Below are 25,410 nucleotides of genomic sequence, written 5' to 3' on the forward strand. Positions count from 1 at the left end.
GTATTAAAATTCAACATTAAAACCAAAAGTAATTTGTCTAGGCACCGGATAGCGACCATTATCAACTCCTGATAATAACGCGTCCTGGTTGTAAGAACCTACCTCAGGGTCATAACCTGTGTATTTTGTAAAAGTGAATAAGTTTTGTCCCGAAGCATAAATTCTCAATCTTGATAATTTTAGTTGCGAAATCAAATCAGATGGTAAAGAATACCCAAGAGTTACGTTTTGAATTCTTAAGTAAGATCCATCTTCTATAAAACGTGTCGATACTGCATTATTAACATTATCATAAGTTGATGGTCTTGGCAAAGAACCATTAATATTTGATGCTGAATAAAAATCTTCCGCTTCTGTCAAATAATTAGTTCCCAAATTACTGTTTAACGTTCCCGACATACGAGTTAAATTCATCAATTTATTTCCTGCCGTTCCCTGAAGAAAAATAGACAAATCAACATTTTTGTATTTGAAGTTGTTTGTAAATCCGTAAGTGAATTTTGGATTTGGATTTCCAATCGCTTTCAAATCGTTTTGATCAATAATACCATCGTTATTTTGATCTTTATAAATAACATCTCCTTTTTGGAAATTTGGCTTTAGCGAATTCGTTCCGTCTTTCAGAACCACTTTATTACCTGAAGCATCAGTATGACCAAATTTTGTCAAATCATCATCTGTTCTGTAAATCCCTGCAGCTTCGTATCCAATAAATTCACCAATTGGCAAACCTTCCTGAGTTCTGGATACCGTAACAGTATTATAAGCAAGAGTTCCCATCGTTTTCACAATATTTAATCCTGCCATATTAGTAACCTCATTTACATATTTAGTAATGTTCAAACTACCATTCCAGGAAAAATTATCTGAGAATTTTTCTGTGTAACCAAGCGTAAACTCGATACCTTTATTATGCATGCTTCCAAGGTTAAAATAAGGAGGATTTACACCACCTTCATAATCACCACCTCCGGAAAGGTAATTTGGCAATGGAACCTGATATAAGAAATTCTTAGAAACTTTTTTGTACACATCTACCGAAGCCGTAAGTTTAGATTTAAACATTGTAAAATCAAGACCTAAGTTTGTCTGATCCTGAGTTTCCCATTTCAATTTTTGATTCGGTGTATTTGATGGCAAATAAGATGTTCCCATAGAACTGTTAACCAAATGCAGGTTTGAATCATATAAATTATTCCCAATCTGATTGTTTCCTGTTTGTCCCCAACCTACTCTTAATTTAATATTATCAACGTATTTTTTAGTTCCTTCCATGAAAGCCTCGTTAGAAAGTTTCCACGAACCACTTGCAGAACTAAAAACGCCCCATTTATTTCCGTAGAAAAATTTTGAAGATCCATCAGTTCTTACTGCAGCAGAAACACTATACTTATCACCGTAATCATAAACAACCCTTCCTAAATAAGAAGCAAGAGTTTGAGTTCCGGAATAAACGCCGCTAGTTACCGCTTTTGGCAAATCAGATGCCGCAAGAGATTTATCGTTATTGTCTTTATATCCTTCTGCTGTTATTGTATATCCTTCCCAATGTGCTCTGTTTGCTTCTTGTACAGCAAGGATTGTGAAATTATGTTTACCAATCGTGTTTCTATAAGTAAGCATGTTTTTTAAGTTCCATGAATTTCCTGAAGATGGATTGTAATATAAATTAGCATAACTTTTTACTGCATTTCCTAAAGAATACATAGGATCAAAACGTTGTCCTAAATTGTCATATATATATCCACCGGCTTCGAAACGATATTCTAAACCTTTAAATAAATCTATTTGAGTATAGAAATTTCCGGAATAGTTTTTTCTAACCAAAGTATTAGAACCCAACAAAGAAGTCGCAACCGGATTCACAAATGAAGTATTTCCTCCAGAAGGCGGTCCCGAAAAAGCACCAGATAATTCTCTTACTGCAACATCAGGAGTTGCTAATAAAGATGTCGCAACAACCCCGTTAAACTGACCATTTAATGTCAACTTTTCATCTGTAAGAGCACCGCTGATATTAACACCAACTTTTATGAATTTGTTGACTCTAGCATCGATATTAGCTCTAACATTATATCTTTTAAATCCAGATTCAATTACAATACCATCCTGATCTAAAACTCCACCAGAAAGGTAATAATTGATCCCTTCTTTGCCACCTGAAAACGATAACTGATTTGATTTCATAATTCCTGTTTCATAAATCGCATCTTGCCAGTCAGTTCCTTTTCCTAAAAGTTCAGGATGTGCAAATTCAGGACGTTTTGATGTAGGATCATAAACATCTGCCAAAGCATTTTGATGAATTGCATATTGCTGCAAATTCATAGAATGTAATTTTTTAGGCAAATTGCTTATCGAATAAGAATTTTCGAAAGTTAATTTTCCAGTTCCTTTTTTACCCGATTTTGTAGTAACAATTACAACTCCATTTGCTCCACGAGAACCGTAAATAGCAGTTGCCGAAGCATCTTTCAAAATATCTATAGACTCAATATCACTAGGATTAATAAGTGCCAAAGGGCTTTGTGTAATATTACCGTTATTAGAAAAGTTACTATTTCCCTGTGCATTTCTTCCTGATGTAGACGAGTTACGAGCATCTCCTGAAATTGGCACACCATCAATTACATACAAAGGTTCGTTTGTCCCTGTCAAAGACGAAACACCTCTAATTCTAACAGAAACGTTACTTCCCGGCTCACCAGAATTGCTATTTACCACAACTCCGGCAGCTTTACCCTGCATCATTTGGTCAAATGAAGCAACCTTTAAATTCTCAATATCTTTTGCGCCAATACTGGAAATAGCACTATTTACATCTTTTCTTTTTTGAGTTCCGTATCCAATTACAACAACATCTTTTAAGTCCTCAACATTAGATTTTAAAACTACATTAATAGTCTTTTTTCCATCAACAGCTATTTTTTGAGAATTAAAACCTATAAATGTGAAAACCAAAGTCGCATTTGCAGGAACATCAATTGTATATTTTCCATCAAAATCAGTAGAAGCAGTTGTTTTTTGTCCAACAACCGTAATATTTGCGCCAGGAATAGATAATCCTTTTTCATCAGACACAATTCCTGATACTTTAACCTGCGCCGAAATAGAATTGCAGGCGAGTAACAAAAATAAAATCAAAGGAACAGCGCTGTGGTTAGCATTCCAATGAATAAAGTTAGTTAGTAGTTTTTTCATAATAAATGTTTGGTTAGTTTAAATTTGTTTTATTCATAATTCAAGTCATAAAAAGGGATGTATTTATTCTCTTAAATTATTTAACAAATCTATAACACCAGAAAACATTAAATCGATAGTATTATATCATTTAATGATAATATTTTTACTATAGCGCTTTAAAAAAACACATATAAAAATAAAAGCAGTAAAAAATTACACTATTCGCAATCACCACGCCTTAAACCACTAAGAATTATAAATAAAAATTAACGAATCATCAAAAAAGCAATCGATTTCGTTAAAAATAATATTTGTTTGTGCAAAAAAAGTATCACTACAAAATACGTTTTAATCCAGAAAAATCTTCTCTATATTGACTCGGAGTACAGTTTTTTATAGCCTTAAAGCTACGATTGAAGTTCGCAATATTATTAAAGCCAGATTTAAAAGCCACTTCAGAAACACTCATATCTTTCTCAACAAGCCATCTCGCAGCATATCCAATTCGGATATCATTAATATAATTCACAAAAGTTTTTCCCGTACGTTTTTTAATAAATCGGTTAAAAGAAATAATAGACATACTCGCAACATTTGCAACATCTTCTAAAGTGATTTTTTCAGCAAAATGTTTCTGCACATATTCATAAACCAACTTCATTTTGTCATAATCATCAAACGTATCATAATCTACCGTATAAGTCGAAAGCAAACGTTGATTTCTGGAATTTGCCAAATCATATAATAAAGAAGTGATTTCCAAAAAATAATCCATTCCGTCTAGTTTAGAGAGCCTTACAAGTCTTGGCGTTAATTCTTCGGCTACTTTTTTTGAAAATAAAATACCATGAATCGATCGATTAAACATATCCCGAATCGGATTCATAATTCGTCTTGACAATAAAGATTCATGAAATAAATCGTTATGAAACTGAATTGTTATTTCATGTATTTTTTTGCTCGTGCATTTATTTAATTCCCAACCGTGATACAAATTTGGTCCAATTAAAACCAGTTCAACATTGTCGATTTCTTCTATATTATCACCAACAACACGCTTTACTCCTTTTCCATTTAAAATAAAATTGATCTCGAATTCCGGATGATAATGCACCGGAAAATCAAAGCTGTCTTTTACCCTGTCGAACACTAAAAAACTATCTCCAGCTGCTAGCGGAGCGATTTCTCTATAAAAATTTTTAGAACTACTCATCTTTAAAAACGGTTTTAGAAAGTGATATTAGATTTTTTTGTTTGCAATAATATGATATATAATTGATAAAATAATATTAATTATACGATAAACATCCGATTATCTTTGAAAAATAGAATTATCAATTTTACAAAAACAACATTGATAATAAACATTAATCATTTTTAATATAATATGTTTTTATAGTTTTGATAATATTAATCTAAAAATGGTATTGAATTTTCGATTGAAAAATCAGACATTTCAAAACCGTTTCAACAATTCACAAAACAATAGTTATCAAACTGAAAACAAGCACATTCATAATGAGAAAAAACATAATAGCACTAATCACAGCAGTATTTATAGGAACTTCTTGTTCTGCAAAGCCTGTTAGCAGTAATACTAATTTGTCACTTTCAGATAAAAAAGCAACACCTGAAACTGTTTCATTGTATAAAAAGCTAGTCCAATTGAGCCAAAAAGGATATCTATTTGGACATCAGGATGATCTTGCATACGGTGTAAACTGGAGATATGAAGATGGTCGCAGCGATGTAAAAGATGTCGTAGGAGATTATCCCGCAGTTTATGGTTGGGATTTGGCAGGCTTAGAAAAAGATAGTCCAAATAATATCGACGGAATTCCATTTACAAAAATGAAGCAATATATCGAAGAAAGCCACGAACGAGGCGGTATCACAACGATAAGCTGGCATTTTGATAATCCTGCAACCGGAAAAAGCGCTTGGGATACTGTTCCAAATTCACTTAAAACCGTTTTGCCTGGAGGAGAAAATCATCAAAAATTTACTATTTGGTTAGACAAAGCAGCCAATTATCTTTTGTCTTTAAAAGATAAAAAAGGAAAAAACATTCCCGTTCTTTTTAGACCTTATCACGAACTTACCGGAGGTTGGTTTTGGTGGGGAAAAGGAAATTGTACTCCAGAAGAATTCACAACCTTATGGAAATTCACCTTTGATTATTTACAAAAAAAAGGAGTTCACAACTTAATTTATATTTATAACACAAGTAGTTTCAAGACACAAGAAGATTTTTTATCGAATTATCCTGGCGATGATTACGCCGATGTTTTAAGCTTTGACTCTTATCAGAATAATGATGATAAAGAAGGTACAAAATTTATAGAAGAAGTTCAAAGCCAACTTAAAATCATAAATGAACTCGGCACAAAACAACATAAATTAATAGCGATAGCCGAAGCAGGTTACGAAGCAATTCCAGATCCAAAATGGTGGACAGGAACTCTTGACAAAGCTATTGGAGACTATAAAATCTCCTACGTTTTATTATGGAGAAACCACGGCTGGCAGGAAAAAGAAAAAAAGATGCATTATTATGCTCCATATTCCGGCCAGGTAAGCGAGAAAGATTTTGTTGATTTCTATAAACTGGATAAAACGCTATTTGAAAAAGACATCAAAAAAAAATTAAAAATTGAGAATTAAAAATTAAAAATTCGCGTCATCTACGTGCTAAAGAATATAAAAATAAAATCTGTTTTTATCCGCGTTTTTACAAAGTAAATCCGTTTTATCCGCGTCAAAAAACACACACAGAAACATTAAAATAATTAACCAAACAAAACCACAAAAGCCTAATGCACGACAAAATTAGTTTAAAAGAAAAAATAGGTTATGGCCTTGGAGACGCCGCATCATCTATGTTCTGGAAAATTTTCAGCATGTACCTCCTATTTTTCTATACCGATGTTTTCGGTTTGGCGCCAGCAGTCGTTGGAACCATGTTTTTGATCACCAGAATCTGGGATTCTTGTTTTGACCCAATTGTTGGAATCATCGCTGACCGAACAAAAAGCAAATGGGGAAAATTCAGACCCTATTTATTATGGGTTGCCGTTCCTTTTGCCGTTATTGGAGTTTTGACTTTTTACACACCGGATTTTGACGAAAAAGGAAAAATAATATACGCCTACGTAACCTATTCGGCGATGATGATGATTTATTCCTTAATCAATGTTCCGTATGCATCACTTTTAGGCGTTATGTCTTCTGACCGAAAAGAAAGAACCACATTATCCTCCTATAGAATGGTTTTTGCTTTTGGCGGAAGCCTTCTCGCACTTTGGTTAATTGAACCATTAGTAAATTACTTCGGCGGAAGCCTGAATTCCAAAACGGGTTGGTTAGCAACAATCACTGTTTTTGGAATCATTACAACAGCTTTTTTCTGGGGTTGTTTTTTCTTCACTAAAGAAAGAGTAAAACCAATCTCGGATGAGAAAAACAATCTAAAAGAAGATTTAAAAGACTTATTAAAAAATAAACCATGGTGGATTTTATTAGGAGCCGGAATTGGCGCTTTAGTATTCAATTCAATCCGAGATGGGGCAGCCGTTTATTACTTTAAATATTATGTAAGCAGCAGCGTAAATTTTGATTTTTCAATTTTTGGAACAAGTTTCCATATGACACCAACATCTATTTATTTGGTTCTGGGACAAGCCGCAAATATTATTGGAGTTATTGCCGCTACACCAATTGCCAACAGAATTGGAAAAAAGAAAACCTTTTTTGGTGCCATGGCTTTAGCAGCAATATTGAGTTTGATTTTCTATTTCTTCGGAAAAGAAGATGTTTTCTTAATTATGAGTTTTCAGGTTTTAATCAGTATTTGTGCCGGTTGCATTTTCCCGTTAATCTGGTCAATGTATGCAGATAGCGCCGATTATTCAGAGTGGAAACAAGGTCGAAGAGCAACAGGATTAGTATTCTCTGCTTCATCAATGTCACAAAAATTTGGCTGGACAATTGGTGGCGCCGGAACCGGATGGCTTTTAGGTTATTATGGTTTTCAGGCAAATGTTGAACAAACCGCCGTAACTCAAAACGGAATTCAATTAATGTTGAGTATTCTTCCTGCAATTGCAGCAATTATATCAGTCGTTTTTATCTTATTCTATCCATTATCTGAAGAAAAACTTCAAATAATCGAACAAGATTTGGACGAAAAACGAGACCAGAACAATTAAAATTATTACCCATACCGAAATCAAATAATATGACAACAATAACCTCTTCAGCTATATTTCAAGATAGAAAAATAGCATTAGAAAAAGAACATAAAACATTGGTTGAGCAAAAGAATGCTCCACAAGATCAAGCCGGAAACGGTATTTACGAACGCTACAAAAATCCGGTTGTTACGGCGGCTCACGTGCCTTTGAACTGGCGTTTTGATTTGAACGAAAGAACCAATCCGTTTTTGCAGGAAAGAATCGGGATGAATGCAGCATTTAATGCTGGCGCAATGAAATGGAACGGAAAATATCTGCTTGCCGTTCGTGTAGAAGGAATCGACAGAAAATCTTTTTTCGCTATAGCGGAAAGTCCAAATGGCGTAGATAATTTTAAGTTTTGGGAGAAACCTTGCGTGATTCCACAAACGTCAGAACCGGACACAAACGTTTATGATATGCGTTTAATCAATCACGAAGACGGTTGGGTTTACGGAATTTTTTGTACCGAAAGAAAAGATCCAAAAGCTCCAAAAGGCGATACAAGTTCGGCTGTAGCCAATGCCGGAATCGTTCGCTCAAAAGATTTGATAAACTGGGAAAGATTACCGGATTTGATTTCGAATACAGGACAACAACGTAATGTAGTTTTGCATCCGGAATTCGTAGACGGAAAATATGCCTTATACACCCGTCCACAAGATGGATTTATTGATGTTGGAGCCGGTGGCGGAATTGGTTTAGGTTATGTCGATGATATGACAAATCCGGTTGTAAAAGACGAGAAAATTATCTTCGGAAAACAATATCATACGATTTACGAATTGAAAAATGGTCTTGGTCCAGCTCCAATTAAAACCGAAAAAGGCTGGTTGCATCTTGCACACGGCGTTCGAAATACTGCTGCAGGATTGCGTTACACACTTTATATGTTCATGACAGATTTGAATGATATTTCGAAAGTTACGCACGTTCCTGCTGGACATTTTATGGGACCGGAAGGAATTGAAAGAGTTGGCGATGTCTCGAATGTTCTATTTTCAAACGGATGGATCGAAGATACTGACGGAACCGTTTATGTATATTATGCTTCATCTGACACAAGAATGCACGTTGCAGTTTCGTCTGTAGAAAAACTGGTTGATTATGTTACTAATGCGCCTTCGGATACTTTTATATCTGCAGGATCTGTAAAAACAATCATTAGCCAAATCGAAAAAAACAACACAATATAATATCGTGTCAGCAAAATTAAAACAGCTTAAAGCAGAATTATCATCCGAACTTGATTCAATTTTGAATTATTGGTCAAAACATACTTTAGATAACGAAAATGGAGGTTTTATTGGTCAAATTGATTTCAACGATCATATTATTACCAATACGGAGAAAGGTTCTGTTTTGAATGCCCGAATTTTATGGACTTTTTCGTCAAGTTATAAAATCACAAAAAGCGAAAGTCACAAAACGATAGCTAAACGTGCTTTTGATTTTCTTTCGGATAATTTTTATGATCCTGAATTTGGTGGTTTATTTTGGAGTATCAACGCTGATAAAACACCAAAAGACACCAAAAATCAAATCTATGCTTTAGCTTTTGCGATTTATGGATTATCTGAATATTACGCATTTTCTAAAGATGAAAAAGCTTTAGAAATAGCCATAAATCTCTATTTAAAAATCCAAGAGCACAGTTACGATCCAGTAAACAAAGGTTATTTTGAAGCTCTAACCCGCGATTGGCAACCTATCGAAGATTTACGTTTGAGCGACAAAGATGCCAATGAAAAAAAGACAATGAACACACATTTGCATATTGCAGAAGCGTATGCAAATTTGTTTAAAGTCTGGAAAGATAAAAAACTCCAAAGTGATATCGTTGAGTTATTAGAAACCATAGAAAAACATTTCATCAATACTGAAACAGGACATTTGCGATTGTTTTTTGATGAAAACTGGATCGAAAAACCAGACGTAATCTCTTATGGTCATGATATCGAAGCAGCTTGGCTTTTATTGCAATGTGCCGAAATTTCTGAAGATGAAAATTTAATTGCCAATTATAAAAAACACGCCATTCAAATGGCAGATGTTACGCAGGAAGGTTTGGATTCTGATGGCGGATTATGGTACGAATTTGATTCTGAAAAGAACGAGTTGATTGCCGAAAAACATTGGTGGGTTCAAGCCGAAGCTTTAATTGGTTTTTATAATGTGTATCAATTAACCAGCGATCAAAAGTATCTTGACATTGTTTACAAAAACTGGGATTTTATACAAAACCACATTTTAGACAAGCAAAACGGAGAATGGTTTTGGGGAATTTACCGAGATAATTCTTTGATCGAAAAAGACAAAGCAGGTTTCTGGAAATGCCCGTATCATAATGGTCGCGCGTGTCTGGAATTAATTAACCGAATTAAAACATAACAAAAATGAAAACTACATTTCTAAAAATAGCATTTATAAGTCTGTTGGTTTTGACCATAACAAGTTGTTCAAGTGATAACGGATCACAAGATGAAGTTGTCATTAATCCACCTGCAGAAACGGATCCGTTGACGACACAAAATGTTACGACATATATGGTCGATGCAAGTGCTACCAAAGAAACTGTAGCTTTATTTTATAATTTAAAAAAACTGGCAAAAACTAAAATCGCAATCGGACAACAAGATGCTTTTAGTAGTTTTTATCAGGATAATGGCGGAGACTCGGATATTAAAAAAAATACAGGTTCTGATCCTGCACTTTTAGGTTCTGATTTTATATTTATCACCGACAAAAACAATAATAATCAAGCAGATAATTGGTTTTACCAACAGGAATTAAATACAATTAGTAATGTAAAAAGTGCTTACGCGAAAGGTGTAATCAATACTTTTTCTTGGCATTTGAGAGAACCTAACAACGAAGATTCTTTTTATGCCGCTGATATGACTGAGAGTCAAAAAGCAACAGCTTTTAAAAGTATTTTGCCCGGAGGAACAAATCACGAATGGTACAAGAAAAAACTGGACAAAGTAGCGAGTGTATTTTTGAGTTTAAAAGGCGCAAATGGCGAATTGATTCCGATAATTTTCAGACCTTTTCATGAGTTTGACGGAAGTTGGTTTTGGTGGGGCGCTAATTTTTGTTCTGCCGATGATTATAAAAAAGTATATCAGTTTACAGTTGATTATTTAAAAAATACCAAAGGCGTTCACAACGTTTTATATGCTTTTTCACCTGACAACTCTTATACAACTGCAGAGAATTATTTAAGCCGATATCCTGGTGATAAATATGTCGACGTTCTTGGAATGGATAATTACGGGGATTTTGATAATCAAGGTCAAACTGGAGCTACAAAAGCAAATACCAAACTAATAATGATTGGAAGTCTGGCTGCTAGTAAAGTAAAAATTGCAGCGCTAACAGAAACGGGATATCAGGTTACTGCAACAAAATCTCCGATTACTGATTGGTTTTCTAATTATTTATATAGCACAATAAGCAATGTTCAAGGATATGATTCGACGATCTCAATTAGTTATGTAATGTTCTGGAACAATACAAAAGATGGATATTATGTTCCGAATAGTTCAGTTTCGAATGCTGCAGATTTTAAAACATTTGCTACAAAACCAAAATCGGCATTATTGAATACTTTGCCTAAGATGTATGAATTGCCGAAGTAACGTTATCGTTAAAATGGCACACGGATTTGAACAGATTTAAACGGGTTTACGCGGTTTTTTTTGTCATTTCGACGGAGGAGAAATCACACTCGTGAATCGACAAAGATTGGCGATTTTCTATGCGGAGTTTCTAGTGTGATTTCTCCTCCGTCGAAATGACAAGATTGTGGAAAACTAAAAACTTCTAAAAAAACCTAAAACCCTAGCCCTGATAGAAGTGAAAATCCTTTTGTGCCGGGGTTCGGCACAAAAGATTGAAACAAATAGCGGGAAACAGCTCCAAAAAAAACAACTAATGAAAAATATATTTCTAAAAACTCTCGGATTAGCTTTAATTTTTTCTACGATCGCTTGTCAGGCGCAGGAAAGAATTACGGTGAAGGGAACGCAATTTTACAAAGGCAATAAGCCGTATGCTTATATTGGTACGAATTATTGGTACGGAAGTTTATTGGCTTCGAAAAAAGTGGGCGACCGAAAAAGATTGCTTCGCGAACTGGATTTGATGCAGAAATACGGAATCAACAACTTAAGAATTTTAGTTGGCGGCGATGGCGGAAAATATGATTTTACGGTTCGCCCAGCTTTGCAATATGAACAAGGAAAATACGATGAAGATTTGCTCGATGGTTTGGATTTTTTGATTAGCGAAATGAGCAAACGAAAAATGTATGCGGTTTTGTATTTGACCAACAATTGGGAATGGTCCGGCGGAATGTCGCAATATTTAGAATGGAATGGAAAAGGTCCAATTCCGGTTCCTAATATTGCACCAAATACTTGGCCGCAATTTATGGCTTATACAGAACAATTTCATAGTTGTGAACCTTGTATGAAAGGTTTAGAAGATCATGTGAAATTTATTATTGGAAGAACTAACGCCTATTCTCATAAAAAATACACGGAAGATAACACGATTATGGCGTGGCAAGTTGGGAATGAACCGAGGCTTTTTACGGTAGAAAATGAAGCAAAATTCACGTCTTGGCTGAATAATATTGTAGATTTAATTGATAGTTTAGACAAAAATCATTTGATTTCTACAGGTTCTGAAGGAAAAAACAGTTCGAATGATAGTATGGAGATTTTCGAACGAACGCATAAAAATCCGCATATTGATTATTTAACAATGCACATTTGGCCCAAAAACTGGAATTGGTTTAAGGCTGATAACGCCGAAAAAACTTTACCAACGACACTCGAAAATGCCGGAAAATATATTGACGATCATATTACTGTTGCCAATAATTTAAAGCGACCAATTATTATCGAAGAATTTGGTTTGGGAAGAGAAAACGAAAGTTTACTTGCAACCTCATCTGTGGCAAACAGAGATATTTTCTACAATTTCATTTTTAACCGTGTTGCCGAAAGTCATAAAAATAATGATCCGTTGCAAGCAGCGAATTTCTGGGGATTTGGTGGCGAAGGAAAAGCAGTAAATGCAACCGGAAAATGGAATCCGGGCGATCCTTTAACAACCGATCCTCCGCAAGAACCTCAAGGATTAAATTCTGTTTTTTCGTCGGATAAATCGACGTTGGATATTGTGAAGAAATACAATTTACAATTGAAATAATAATCACGCATGACGGAGACGCACTGCTGTGCGCCTCTACGATATGCGTGTTTACATTTTACAGAACACATTTTACATTTTAAGATAATATCTTTTCGATCGCATTCAATTCATCAGATGAAAATTCCAAACTTTGCAAACAATCAATATTATTATTTAATTGTTTAACGGAACTTGCACCAATCAAAACTGACGTTATTCTTTTGTCTTTTTGCAACCAAGCCAAAGCCATTTGTGCCAAAGATTGATTACGGTTTTGAGCGATTTCATTCAGTTGAACTAATTTCTGAATGCGTTCTTGTGTAACCTCGTTTTCTTTTAAATGTCCGTTTGGATTATGTGCTCTTGAATTTTCCGGAATTCCGTTTAGATATTTATCTGTTAAAAGTCCTTGTGCCAAAGGCGAAAATGCAATACAGCCAACTCCTTTTTCTTCGAGAACATCCAGCAAACCATTTTCTACCCAACGTTCCAACATCGAATATTTGGCCTGATGAATCAAACACGGCGTTCCTAATTGTTTCAAAACATCAACCGCAACTCGGGTTTGTTCTGCCGAATAATTACTTATTCCAACATACAACGCTTTTCCGGATCTTACGGCATAATCAAGCGCCATCATCGTTTCTTCAATTGGGGTTTCGGGATCTGGACGATGCGAATAAAAAATATCCACATAATCGACTTTCATTCTCTTTAAACTCTGATCTAAACTTGACAGTAAATATTTGCGGGAACCCCAGTCTCCATAAGGTCCGTTCCACATTGTATAACCCGCTTTTGTCGAAATAATAATTTCATCACGCAAATTTCCCTGGAAATTATGCCAAAGGATTTTACCAAAATTAGTCTCGGCAGAACCCGGAACTGGTCCGTAGTTATTCGCAAGATCAAAATGAGTAATTCCTTTATCAAACGCTTCTACAGCAATAGATTCTGCATTATCAAAATTATCAACTGATCCGAAATTATGCCATAATCCTAAAGAAATTTCAGGTAATAATAACCCGCTTTTTCCACATCTGTTATATTTCATTTTTTTACTTTAATGGTTTGGTAGTTTATAGATTTTAAAGGTAGAAAAATATCAAAAGTTATTAATTCAAAAGTTGTGTTTTTTTTAATCTCGCAAAGACGCAGAGTAGCAAAGTTTTTTCGCTACGAATTCACGAATTTTAAGATTCAATAGCGTCCAGCTTTAGCTGGATGAAAATATAAACACAAACAAAAAGGCTTTAGCCAAACTCGTAAAGTTTGGCTAAAGCCCTTTTCTATTAAAATCTTATTCCCCTAGTTAAAACTAGGGGCTATGCAAAAAAATCACCACGACTCGAGCAATAGCGAACAGGCGAAGCAATTCACGAATTTCAAACAATTTATTCGTGAATTCGTGGCGAAAAAAAACTTTGCACCTTTGCAAAAAAAACTTTGCGCCTCTGCGTCTTTGCGAGATTATTTCTTTGCTACTTCAATTCAAAACCACTTTCCAAACCATTCTCAGAACTTCCTCCAACCATAATTTTAAAAGTTGCCGGTTCAACTAAATAATTTCCATCATTATCATAAAAACCAAGTTCTTCATCTGTCAAAGTAAAAGTTACTGTTTTAGTTTCTCCTTTTTTCAAATTAACTAACTCAAAACCTTTAAGCTCTTTTATTGGTCGAACAATACTCGCATATTGATCATGAATGTACAATTGAACGACTTCTTTTCCGTCATAATTTCCTGAATTCGTAACAGTAACATTCACTTGTACATTTTCTCCTTTTGCAAAAGCAGTTTTATTTAATTTCAAATCTTTATAATCAAATTTGGTATAACTCAAACCAAAACCAAACGGAAACTGAGGTGTTTTTGCAATATCAGTATAATGTGACCAAAACACATTTTTGTCAACATCTGTTGGTCTTCCTGTACTGTATTTATTATAGTAAATTGGAACCTGACCTACATTTCTAGGGAAAGACATAGGCAATTTTCCACTCGGGTTATAATCTCCGTATAAAACCTGTGCAACAGCATTTCCGGCTTGAGTTCCTAACTGCCAAGCTTCAACAATAGCAGGAATATGCTCTGCAGCCCAAGGAATACTCAACGGACGACCATTATTCAAAACCAAAACAATATTTGGGTTTACTTTATAAATTTCTTCCAATAATTCCTGTTGAACTCCAGGCAAATTAAGATCCGTTCTACTACGTCCTTCTCCACTCTGAAAACCATGTTCTCCCAAAACCATCACAACAACATCGGCGTTTTTGGCAGCTGTTTTTGCAGCCTCAAATCCGCTTTTATCAGTTGTATTAAAAATTACCTCATCTAAGAAACTTGTTTTTCCAACAACCAAATCGGCGCCTTTTTCAAACGTCAATTGATTGTCTTTATATTGCTGCATTCCTTCCAAAACCGAAACTGCCATATTATTATCCGATGCAATTCTCCAACTTCCCAAGGGACTATTTTTATCGTTTACCAAAGCACCAATCAAAACAATCTTTTGACCTGATTTTTTTAGCGGAAGCAAATTCTTTTCATTTTTCAACAATACAATTGACTTCTTCGCCATATCAAGAACTCCGTCATTATTGGCTTTACTTCCAACAACCGCTTTTTCACGTTTCTCATCGCAATATCTGTAAGGATCGTCAAACAATCCCAATTCAAATTTGACACGCAAAATCCTGCGAACTGCATCATCAACCAAAGCTTCTTTAACCTTTCCTTCCTTAACTAATGCCGCTAATTTTGCCACATACAAATACGATTCCATATCCATGTCAGAACCTGCAATTACCGCTTTTGCCGTTGCATCGTCTTCGTCTTTTGCATAACCGTGTGCAATCATTTCACGAATCGAAGCATAATCCGAAATCACAAAACCATCGAACTTCCATTTTCCTTTTAGAATATCTCTTTGCAAAAATGCATTTCCGGTTGCCGGAACACCATTAAGCGTATTAAACGAATTCATAAACGTACGAACTCCAGCGTCAACCGTCGCTTTAAAAGGTGGTAAAACTGAGTTATATAATTTAGAATTACTAATATCCACAATATTATATTCCAATCCAGCTTCAACATAACCGTATGCAGCAAAGTGTTTCGCACAAGCTGCAATCGTGTTCACTTTAGCCAAATCAGTGATTGTTTCTCCTTGAAAACCTTTCACTCTTGCAATCGCAATTTTACTTCCCAAATACGGATCTTCACCCGCGCCTTCCATCACGCGACCCCAACGTGCATCATTTGCAATGTCAACATTTGGACCAAAAGTCCAGTTAATTCCAGATGCCGAAGCTTCATCTGCCGCAATCGCCGCCGACTTTTTAATCGCTTCCAAATCCCAACTCGCAGCTTCTGCCAACGGAATTGGACTCAACGTTTTATAACCATGAATAACGTCAAAACCAATAATCAACGGAATTCCCAAACGAGTTTCTTCAACTGCTATTTTCTGAACCGCACGAACTTCTTTCACACCGCGAACCGTAAGCATTGAACCAACCCAACCTTTTCGCAAATGTTCGTATTTCAACTCCGCCGTTCCGCCTTTTGGAACTGGTCCGGTAACATCCCAAAATCCGTTATATTGATTCATTTGCCCCACTTTTTCCTCCAAAGTCATCAATGGCAAAAGAAGATCAATACGTTCCTCTACAGTTTTATTTTTATCCAAATAAGGCTTTTTCTGTGCATTCATATTTCCAACAGTAAACAGGGCAAAAATCCCAATTGTTATTATTTTTTGATTTTTCATAATGTTTTTTTTAAAGGAGCTAAGGGACTGAGATACTAAGGTTCTAAGTTTAATTTGGGCGTGTCCCGCCGAAAAAGGCGGGTCGGGCTATGCGTTTCAAGTCCTCGCACTTCCTTCGTCAGGCTGTGGGCTTTTCTCTTCTATCCCTCACGCGAACGGCAAACGAGAATGTTTTGTTTCCAAAAGAAAAACTTCAATTTCCACAATCTTGTCATTTCGACGGAGGAGAAATCACACACGTAACTCGACAAAGATTGGCGACTTTGATTACGGAATTTCTAGTGTGATTTCTCCCTTCGGTCGAAATGACAAAAAAAAAGCTTAATTTCCAATCTTTGTCGAGTTTCTTGCGGAGATTCCTCGTTCCTCGGAATGACAAACTTTATGTTTCACTTTCCGGGACTTCAACTTCGCTCAGTCTGACAAAAATGAAACGTAACAACAAGAAAAATCTGCGTCAATCCGTTACATCAGTAAAATCCGTGGGCAAAAAAATCTATCCCGAGGCTTCGGGACTAAAATCTAAAATTCCTCTACTCCGAAACAAAACAAGAAGCCGGCAAATTTGCTTTATTAAACAAATCTGACTGAATTGTATTTCCCCATGCAAATCTTACTTTTACAGGATTTGGAACTTTTTTACTCGTCAAAATCACCTGATTATTTTTTATAGAAGCTTCTGCGGGATAGAAAACTCCATCGGTTCCAGCCACTTCAAACTGATTCGAAATTTTGTTCTTAAAGTACAATCCTTCTGAATAATCAAACGAAATGATTACTTTGTTTTTCTCTATTTTAAGATCTCTAAAAAGTGGTCCGTTTACCACATTATTATTCGTCTTATAAACTTCGGCTAAAGCCAAATTTGCCAAACGAATTCCAACCGACTTTTTATTCTTTGGATGAATATCTATAGTATCCGAAATATCACTTGTCAGAACCATTCCTGTCTTTGGAACTTCTTTCAGGATTTTTCTTTGTGAATCTCTTACCGTGACATTAGAGAAGTTATTGCTGCCCGTTTTATACGGCGCAATCTGAACGAAATAAAAAGGAAATTCTTCTTGCCAAACTTTCCTCCAAGAAGTAATCAAAGTCGATAATGTTTTATCATAAACCAATGAACCAACATTCGATTCGCCTTGATACCAAAGCGTTCCCGCAATCTTGAAACCCACAAACGGATAAATCATCGCATTGTAAGCGCGTCCAGGTTGGCGAGGTCCATATTCTTGTTCGTTGAGTTTTTTGGCATTTTCTAATAAAACCGGATCATTCTGAACGACTTCTTCCGGCATCCAGATTTCAGCAGGAGTTCCGCCCCAGTTAGAAGAAATTAATCCAATTGGGACATTTTTTAAATCTTCGCGCAAGCGTTTGGCAAAGAAATAACCAATTGCGCTAAAGTATTTCATGGTTTCCGGAGTCGATTCTGTCCAGTTTCCTAATAGGTTATTTTGCGGAGTTGTAGCGGTTAATTTCGGAACTAAGAAAAAACGAATATTGGAATTCGTGGCATTTTTCATTTCTTCTTCACCATTATCGATTCCCCAACTTGCAGACATTTCCATATTAGATTGTCCGGAACAAATCCAAACTTCACCAATTAAAATGTTTTTAAGAACAACTTCATTATATCCTTTTATAGAAATGGTGTAAGGTCCTCCGGCTTCGGGAGTTTTTACATGAAGTTCCCATTGCGCCTGATTGTTTGCTACAACTTTATATTCCTGATTGTTCCAGCTCGAAACCAGTTTGATTTCTTCCTTAGGATTTGCCCAACCCCAAATCTTCACTTCGGAGTTGCGTTGTAAAACCATATTGTCGCCAAAAATATTCGGAAGCGTAACGTTTGCCATCATAGTACTGGAAATCATCAGAATGAAAACAAACTTAAATATATTATTTTTCATTTAGTAACTTTTTTAAAAATGGAGCATATTCATCTGCCAGAACTTTATGATCTGCAACATCCGGATGTCCTAAACAGCCTTTCGGTGTCATTGGTTTAAATTTGAAAATCAGAATTTCTTTATGCGGTTTATCATTCGCAAAAGCGGCTTTTACTTTGTTCAGACAATCTTCAAAAACAATCGCTCTGTCTCCGCCAACCATTGGACTATTTGTTATCACAATCTGAGCATTCGGATTGTGTTTATAAAGCATTTTGATAAAATTGATGTAATTCGAAATATACTTTTCGGCATTAAAAGGCAAACGTTCTTTTTTTCCATCTCCGCCCGAAAAATCATTGGTTCCTAAAGCAATACTGATAATATTTGGCTGAAAAGCAAAATCATATTTGGTTTTCGAAGGATCTTTTGTTAAATATAAATTTTCATAAACATCGGGCATAATCGCTTCATCTTTATTCTCATCATTCCAATTGCGATACATTCCAATTCCTGAAACGGAACTTACTAAATAATCAACATCAATTTCTCTTGAAATTCTTGGACCATAAGCATAATAACCCTTATGATGATCCATATATTCGCCTTTATCACAATCGACTGAATCGCTCGCTGCTGCACAAGTAATAGAATCTCCAATAAATTCGATTTTCTTTTTCTTTTTTGCAGAAATTGTAGTCAGTTTTGCTGTGGTTCCGGCAAATAAAATATTCCCGCTTTGTGCTTCGGTATTTTTATAAACTTCTAAAAGATGTACTTTTTTCTTTGCCGTAACTTTTATAGGAAAAGATTGTGCTGCACCTTTTTCGATTCTTATTTTACCAATATATTTTCCGTCCAGAACTATTGAAGCATAATTATGATGTTCATAAGAATCTATACTTTTAAGTGAAATCGAACATTCATTTCCTGTAAAATTAAAAGAAACAGAAGAAGCTGTTCCAATTAAGACAACATTATTGTTTTGAAGCTTTTCAACCCGACCGGCGTATAGAAATTTATTATTTTTGGTTTGTGAAATGGAAGTTGCCGAAATCAGCAAAAACAAACTTAAAAGGGCTATTTTTTTGAGAAACATAATTTATTTGTTAAAATACAAATACGATTCACAAATATATTTGAAATGAAGTATATAGAAAGATACTAAAACATCAAAAGGCAATAAAAAAACACCAAAATTATAAGACTATTTTATCGTTTTTATCGTTAGTTAATGAACTACATTGCAAACGATATCCTTTATCGCTCAAAAGCAACGATAATCTTTATCAATTAAATTTCACATTATCTCTTAAAAATGAAATCAACCTTTTATGTTGCGTTTGCAGCAATTCTTATATTATCGTCTTTTACTATAAAAACAAAAACTACTTTTGAAGTAAGTTCTATTGAAGTGACACAAAATAAAATAGATAGAGATTCTATTATTCTTTATGCAAAAAAATATTTGGGAACACCTTATTTATATGCGGGAAATGACCCGAAAAAAGGATTTGATTGTTCTGGTTTTGTAAATTATATTTTTAAAAATTACAACATTACTTTACCGAGAAGTTCTAGCGGTTTTAAAAATTTAGGCACAAAATTATCTCCCGAAGATTTTAAAGTGGGAGATATTTTAGTTTTTTATGGTTACAAGAACAAAACAATTGTTGGTCACGTTGGGATTATTTGTGAGGCAAATGGAATGCATTCAAAATTTATTCACGCTTCTTCTGGAAAAGCCGGAAGTGTAACTATTAGCGATTTAGATTCTGACCATTATAGCAAACGTTATTATAAATGTATTGATGTGATTTCTAAATAGATTTTTTGCACGCAGATTTAAAAGGATTTAAACAGATGTACGCAGATTTATTTATTGTAATATCTCAAAAAAACAATTAAACCTGTCTCAATCTGCTAGATCTGCGGGCAAATTAATGTCGTTTACTCGCAAATAATTTTATTCTTCTGTCAATAGTTTTATCAAACTTTCGTCTCTTTGATAAACGTCTTTATAGAAATTCAGATTTCCTTTTCTATCTACCCAAGCAGTAAAATATCCAATATAAACAGGAACTTTCTTTTTTAAGCTATACCAACTTTCTTTTCCGGCATGCATTGCTTTATCGATTCGAGCAGGAGTCCATGAAGGATCTTGTTTTAAAAGTTCAATAGCTAAATCTCTTGGCTTTCCTACGCGAACGCATCCATGGCTAAAAGCTCTGTTTTCTCTTTCGAATAAACTTTTTGCCGGTGTATCGTGTAAGTAAATATTATTCGAATTTGGAAACAAAAATTTCACTAAACCAAGCGAATTATTTTTTCCAGGCAACTGGCGAACGGCGCCATTATTCCACTCTAGATTTTTCTGAGCCAAATAATTCTTGTTTTTTGCCATTCCGGGTTTTATCTCTTTATTGATAATGCTCGTAGGAACATTCCAATACGGACTAAAAACAATATTGTTCATCATTCCGCTAAAAATAACCGTTTGAGTCATTGCTTTTCCAACTACAACTGGCGATACAAAAGCAATTTGGTGATCTCGAATTAAATACAATCTAAACTCCGGAATATTAACTTCTATATATTCCTGACCTTTCTCAAGCGCAGGATCAATCCATCTGCAACGCTCCATATTGGCAATAATCGTTTTGATTCTGTCTGAAACCGGAATATTCATTTCGGCAATATGTTCTGGTAAAATTGTGTTTTTTGGAGTTAATCCGTGATGCGTTTCAAAGTTTTTGACCGCTGAAATTAAAGTCGAATCACAAATATTGCTTTTACTGTTTTCTTTAAGATCGCCACCAATATAAAGTCTTTCTCTAATTTGCCCGATTGCTGGAACAGAATCACCAATTTTTAAACTTTTAAAATCATCTCCAACTTCAATTGTTTTCCAGCCTCCTTTTTTTTCAATTTCTCTATATTCATGAAGTGCATCACGAAGTTTGTAATATTGACTGAACATTTTACTCTTTTTGTCATCACTTATAGTCGCCTTTTTATAAATGGAATCTGAAAAGACCCGATAATTGACTTTTTTTCGGGGTAAAAGCCATTCTAATGATTTGGTGGTTTTTTCGTCTACGCCAGATACTTTCTGAACATAGTAGAAATACAAATTGGTAATCATCAAATCTGTGTCTGCTTTCGATAATTTATTATCATCTAGATGATCAAAAATAGGATTGATTTTTTCATTATACGGAAAATTAGCCTTCAACCCTTCTCTATCTAATCCTTTGTATTTACTAAATAAATTACTTGCAAACTCAACAATTCCTTTATTGTCAAGCCACAATTGAGTAGATTTATTTTTCTTGTATAAAGCAAAAACATCGTTTTGAAATTTCTCCAATTTGGGATACGCTTGATAAAAAGCAGCAATTTTAGAACTATCGATTGAGATTTTTAGTTCTGGTATTACTTTTTCTACGGTCTTTTTCAATTCTTCTTCCTTTTTTTCTGCTTTAGAATTACAAGAAACAGCAGCAAAAAGAAGCACAACAGCAGCAAGCGAATACAAAATTTTCATAATAATATTTTTAATAAAAATAGAAAAGTTTTATTGAAAACAAATCATCTGCAGAAAAAATAATACTGGCTTTACAATCTCTGAAATTATCAAAACTCAGTTGTGATTTTATTTAACTACAAGGCACAAAAAAACTCCAAACATGGCACATTTGGAGTTTTTCGCTTTATAACCAACCTTTAATTATTTAAATAACCGTTCCTTTTAAAGTAAGGATTTTTGGCGCCGTTTCGGCACTTGTTGTTACAGTAACTGTTTTTGTAAAACCACCTTTATTAGCGGCATTATAAGTTGCTGTTACTTTAGCCGTTTTACCAGGTAAAATTGGCTCTTTTGTATAATCTGTTGCAGTACAACCGCAAGATCCCTGAACATTCGTAATTACAACAGCAGTTTTTCCTGTGTTTTTAAATTCGTAAACAATCGCTTTTGGAGTTCCTTGTGGAATTTGTCCAACATCAATAGTTTCAGCTTTCCAAACAATAGTTGAAGCATCAAAAGTTGCTATATTCGTTTCAGAAACTAATGCTTTTACCGGTGCAATTGCTGAAAAAGACATTAGTCCTAAAGCTAGTGCTAACATCGAAATTTTAATAATTCTCATAGTTCTTTATTTTAAATGGTTTATAGTTCAAATTTTATATTCCAAAAGTACTTCAGACAAAATCAAATCGCTGTTAACCGCTTTCAAATCTTTGTTAACGAGTTGTTAATCGCTATTTTTAACTATAATTTTGATTAATATTACACTCTTTAAAACACCTTTTTCTTGAAAATAAATAAACTTAATAGTATTATCCTTCTGGGACTTGTCGCCATTATTAGCATATTGGTGGCGCAATTGCTTTGGACCAAAGAGGCTTTTACTTTAGAACAGAAAAAACTAAGTCAGAAAGCAAATATTGCTTTACTGGAAGTTGCCAGAAAATTATACGAGGGAAAAGATCATGAATCTTCCTGCCAAAATCCTGTTCAGAAAATTTCGAACGACTATTATATTGTCAATGTCAATAATGCTTTTGAACCGGATATTTTAGAGTTTTACTTGAGAGCCGAATTCAAAAAAATGAACATTACGACTGATTTTGAATTTGCAATGTACAATTGCCAAAGTGACGAAATGGTCTATGGAAAATACATTTCATTTTCTGATAAAGAACAGACGAAAAAAACAGTTTCGTTCCCAAAACATAAAAATTTAGTCTATTATTTTGCGGTACGTTTTCCTAATGAGACTACTTATTTATTTAGTTCGATGCGTTTTTGGTTTGTACTTTCTATTGCGCTTATTTTTATTTTATTGATTTATGTTTATTCGATTTTTACGCTTTTGCAGCAAAAGAAATATTCTGAGTTGCAACGAGATTTTATCAATAATATGACGCATGAATTCAAAACTCCTTTGTCTTCGATTTTAATTGCTTCAAAATATTTAATTGAACAAAATCCGATTAAAGACGATAAGAAACTTTATACTTATACTGACATTATTATCAATCAAAGCAATAAACTGAATCATCATATTGAGAAGATTCTAAACATTGCAAAATCCGATTATACTCCATTAGAATTAAAAAAAGAGACTGTTTTAATTGTTCCGATTATTGAGGAAGTGATCGAAAATATTCAGTTAAAATATCCTGAAGCTTCTATTAAAATTGAAAAACAATCAGATGAATATGCAATAGAAACTGATGTTTTTCATTTCTCCAATTTAGTTTATAATCTACTGGATAATGCTGTAAAATATTGCAATCAAAAACCTCAAATTATCATTCAGATACTAGTAGAAAATTCGACTTTGAAGCTAAAATTTATTGATAACGGAATTGGAATTGCTTCTAAAAACATTTCGTTTATCTTTGATAAGTTTTACCGCGCTCAAAACGAAAAAAGCAATGAAGTAAATGGTTTTGGACTTGGTTTGTATTATGTAAAAGAAATTTGCAACTTGCATAATTGGAAAATTAAAGCCGAAAATAATTTAGAAAATGGCACAACAATAACCTTGTCAATTCCTTATAAAAAATGAAACAATTCAAAATACTTTATACCGAAGACGATGAAACTCTGGCGTTTTTAACCAAAGATAATTTGGAACAAAATAACTACGATGTTACACATTGCTGTGATGGTAATTTAGGTTTGGAAGCCTTTAAAAAAGAAAATTTTGACATTTGTATCTTTGATATAATGATGCCAAAAAAAGATGGTTTTGAATTGGCAACTGAGATTAGAAAAACCAATACTGACATTCCGATTATTTTTCTTTCGGCCAAAACTTTAAAGGAAGATCGTATTAAAGGATTACGTCTTGGCGCCGATGATTATCTGGTGAAGCCTTTTAGTATCGAAGAATTATTATTGAAAATTGAGATTTTCTTAAAGCGTTCACAGAAAAATGTTCCAGCGGAAAAAAATGTGTACGAAATTGGAAAATACCAGTTTGACACTAATAATTTTATTCTATTTAACGAAAGCGAAAAAATCAGCCTTACACAACGTGAAGCTGAATTACTGAAGTTATTTCTTGACAATAAAAATTCGGTTTTAAAAAGGGAACAAATTCTGACCTCACTTTGGGGAACTGATGATTATTTTATGGGAAGAAGTCTGGATGTTTTTATTTCGCGTCTGCGTAAAATTCTGTCTAATGAAAAAGGAATTTCTATAGAAAACCTACACGGAATTGGTTTTAGATTTACAATGTAGTTTTTTGACTATAAATATTTAAATTTTTGTATTTTTAATATCTAAAATCCCCCGATATGAAATTACATCATTTACGTAACGCGACTTTAGTTATTGAAACTGATCAACATGTAATCTTAGTTGATCCTATGTTAGGAAAGCGAAAAACGATTCCGCCTTTTACTTTCTTTCGTTATAAACCTAAGAGAAATCCGTTGGTTTCTTTGCCAAAAAATAGTCGGGATATTCTAAGCAGAGTAACACATTGTTTGATTACACATTTGCACCCTGATCATATTGACAAAGCCGGAGAAGTTTTTTTAAGACGCAAAAGCATTGCTGTTATTTGTAGTTCAAAAGATGAAAAAGTTTTGGCTAAACGAGGTTTAAATATTGCTCAAACTTTAGATTATTGGGAACCTCAACCTTTTCTGGATGGAAAAATCACCGGAATCCCTGCTATTCATGGATATGGTTTTGTTGCAAAATTAATGGGAAATGTAATGGGTTTTCATATCGAATTGCCAAATGAAAAATCAATTTATATAAGCTCAGATACTGTTTTTACTGAACATGTAGAAAAAGTGTTAGTAGAGTTTAAACCTGATATTGCAACAGTTGCTTGCGGAACGGCAAGATTAGATATTGGTCAGCCTTTATTAATGAGAATGAATGATATTTTGAAATTTGCGGCTCTTGCTCCGGGTAAAGTTTTTGCAAATCATTTAGAAGCTTTAAATCATTGTCCAACGACCAGAGAACAACTAAAAGCAGCTTTGGCAGAAAATGATCTTTTATCTAAAACGGCCATTCCTAATGATGGAACTTATGTAGAGTATTGATTTTTTTTTGTTAAAGAATAAAATTATTACTCAATTTCTATTTTA

18 protein-coding genes are annotated in these 25,410 nt (G+C 34.2%); 10 read left to right on the forward strand and 8 right to left on the reverse strand.

Going from position 1 to position 25,410, the window contains the following annotated elements; all coding sequences use genetic code 11:
* Positions 1–3: 3 nt before the first annotated feature.
* A complete protein-coding gene (locus CLU81_RS06585; RefSeq protein ID WP_099709103.1) occupies positions 4–3,201 on the reverse strand; it encodes a TonB-dependent receptor in 3,198 nt (1,065 codons plus the stop codon).
* A 316-nt stretch (positions 3,202–3,517) separates the two neighbouring features.
* Positions 3,518–4,396 carry an AraC family transcriptional regulator gene (locus tag CLU81_RS06590; protein ID WP_029272753.1) on the reverse strand — a complete coding sequence of 293 codons (879 nt, stop codon included), beginning with the start codon at positions 4,394–4,396 and terminating at the stop codon, positions 3,518–3,520.
* A 305-nt stretch (positions 4,397–4,701) separates the two neighbouring features.
* Between CLU81_RS06590 and CLU81_RS06595 the strand changes: the two genes are divergently transcribed.
* The 6 genes from CLU81_RS06595 to CLU81_RS06620 all read left to right on the forward strand — a co-directional run bounded on the left by CLU81_RS06595 (position 4,702) and on the right by CLU81_RS06620 (position 12,635).
* A complete protein-coding gene (locus CLU81_RS06595; RefSeq protein ID WP_099709104.1) occupies positions 4,702–5,847 on the forward strand; it encodes a glycoside hydrolase family 26 protein in 1,146 nt (381 codons plus the stop codon).
* Between the two features lie 152 nt (positions 5,848–5,999).
* Positions 6,000–7,391, forward strand: coding sequence for an MFS transporter (locus CLU81_RS06600; RefSeq protein ID WP_099709105.1), 1,392 nt, complete (start codon positions 6,000–6,002; stop codon positions 7,389–7,391).
* 29 nt (positions 7,392–7,420) lie between these two features.
* Positions 7,421–8,611 carry a glycosidase gene (locus tag CLU81_RS06605; protein ID WP_099709106.1) on the forward strand — a complete coding sequence of 397 codons (1,191 nt, stop codon included), beginning with the start codon at positions 7,421–7,423 and terminating at the stop codon, positions 8,609–8,611.
* Between the two features lie 4 nt (positions 8,612–8,615).
* Complete coding sequence (locus CLU81_RS06610) at positions 8,616–9,806, forward strand: AGE family epimerase/isomerase (RefSeq protein WP_099709107.1); 1,191 nt, start codon at positions 8,616–8,618, stop codon at positions 9,804–9,806.
* A gap of 5 nt (positions 9,807–9,811) precedes the next feature.
* Positions 9,812–11,056 carry a glycosyl hydrolase gene (locus CLU81_RS06615; RefSeq protein ID WP_099709108.1) on the forward strand — a complete coding sequence of 415 codons (1,245 nt, stop codon included), beginning with the start codon at positions 9,812–9,814 and terminating at the stop codon, positions 11,054–11,056.
* Positions 11,057–11,351: 295 nt separating this feature from the next.
* Positions 11,352–12,635: a cellulase family glycosylhydrolase gene (locus CLU81_RS06620; protein ID WP_099709109.1), complete on the forward strand. Its 1,284-nt coding sequence runs from the start codon at positions 11,352–11,354 to the stop codon at positions 12,633–12,635.
* 79 nt (positions 12,636–12,714) lie between these two features.
* Here the strand turns inward: CLU81_RS06620 and mgrA are convergent, their stop codons facing one another.
* The 4 genes from mgrA to CLU81_RS06640 all read right to left on the reverse strand — a co-directional run bounded on the left by mgrA (position 12,715) and on the right by CLU81_RS06640 (position 19,384).
* Positions 12,715–13,671 (reverse strand): L-glyceraldehyde 3-phosphate reductase, encoded by a 957-nt coding sequence (gene mgrA, locus CLU81_RS06625; RefSeq protein WP_099709110.1) that lies wholly within the window; start codon positions 13,669–13,671, stop codon positions 12,715–12,717.
* A 427-nt stretch (positions 13,672–14,098) separates the two neighbouring features.
* Positions 14,099–16,393, reverse strand: coding sequence for a beta-glucosidase BglX (gene bglX, locus CLU81_RS06630; protein ID WP_099709111.1), 2,295 nt, complete (start codon positions 16,391–16,393; stop codon positions 14,099–14,101).
* 533 nt (positions 16,394–16,926) lie between these two features.
* A complete protein-coding gene (locus CLU81_RS06635) occupies positions 16,927–18,306 on the reverse strand; it encodes a sialate O-acetylesterase (protein ID WP_099709112.1) in 1,380 nt (459 codons plus the stop codon).
* Entirely contained in the window at positions 18,296–19,384 is a 1,089-nt protein-coding gene (locus CLU81_RS06640) for an SGNH/GDSL hydrolase family protein (RefSeq protein ID WP_099709113.1), read from the reverse strand. Before CLU81_RS06640 ends, CLU81_RS06635 begins: the two co-directional genes overlap by 11 nt.
* Before the next feature lie 219 nt (positions 19,385–19,603).
* Between CLU81_RS06640 and CLU81_RS06645 the strand changes: the two genes are divergently transcribed.
* The gene (locus CLU81_RS06645; protein ID WP_099709114.1) at positions 19,604–20,113 is read left to right on the forward strand and encodes a C40 family peptidase; all 510 of its coding nucleotides are present in this window, start codon (positions 19,604–19,606) and stop codon (positions 20,111–20,113) included.
* 138 nt (positions 20,114–20,251) lie between these two features.
* On the opposite strand, the gene CLU81_RS06650 is transcribed toward CLU81_RS06645, so the two are convergent.
* Together CLU81_RS06650 and CLU81_RS06655 are read right to left on the reverse strand one after the other, a co-directional pair.
* Positions 20,252–21,832, reverse strand: coding sequence for a murein L,D-transpeptidase (locus CLU81_RS06650; protein ID WP_099709115.1), 1,581 nt, complete (start codon positions 21,830–21,832; stop codon positions 20,252–20,254).
* Between the two features lie 187 nt (positions 21,833–22,019).
* Positions 22,020–22,436 carry a DUF1573 domain-containing protein gene (locus CLU81_RS06655; protein ID WP_099709116.1) on the reverse strand — a complete coding sequence of 139 codons (417 nt, stop codon included), beginning with the start codon at positions 22,434–22,436 and terminating at the stop codon, positions 22,020–22,022.
* Positions 22,437–22,601: 165 nt separating this feature from the next.
* Between CLU81_RS06655 and CLU81_RS06660 the strand changes: the two genes are divergently transcribed.
* From CLU81_RS06660 to CLU81_RS06670, 3 genes are read left to right on the forward strand one after another with little or no spacing between them, the layout of a single operon-like run.
* Positions 22,602–23,864 carry a sensor histidine kinase KdpD gene (locus CLU81_RS06660; protein ID WP_099709117.1) on the forward strand — a complete coding sequence of 421 codons (1,263 nt, stop codon included), beginning with the start codon at positions 22,602–22,604 and terminating at the stop codon, positions 23,862–23,864.
* The gene (locus CLU81_RS06665) at positions 23,861–24,544 is read left to right on the forward strand and encodes a response regulator transcription factor (protein ID WP_099709118.1); all 684 of its coding nucleotides are present in this window, start codon (positions 23,861–23,863) and stop codon (positions 24,542–24,544) included. Before CLU81_RS06660 ends, CLU81_RS06665 begins: the two co-directional genes overlap by 4 nt.
* A gap of 56 nt (positions 24,545–24,600) precedes the next feature.
* On the forward strand, positions 24,601–25,365 hold the full coding sequence (locus CLU81_RS06670) for an MBL fold metallo-hydrolase (RefSeq protein WP_099709119.1): 765 nt from the start codon (positions 24,601–24,603) through the stop codon (positions 25,363–25,365).
* The last annotated feature ends 45 nt before the right edge of the window (positions 25,366–25,410 follow it).

Source organism: Flavobacterium sp. 9, from assembly GCF_002754195.1.
In the GTDB taxonomy this organism is placed as follows: Bacteria; Bacteroidota; Bacteroidia; order Flavobacteriales; family Flavobacteriaceae; genus Flavobacterium.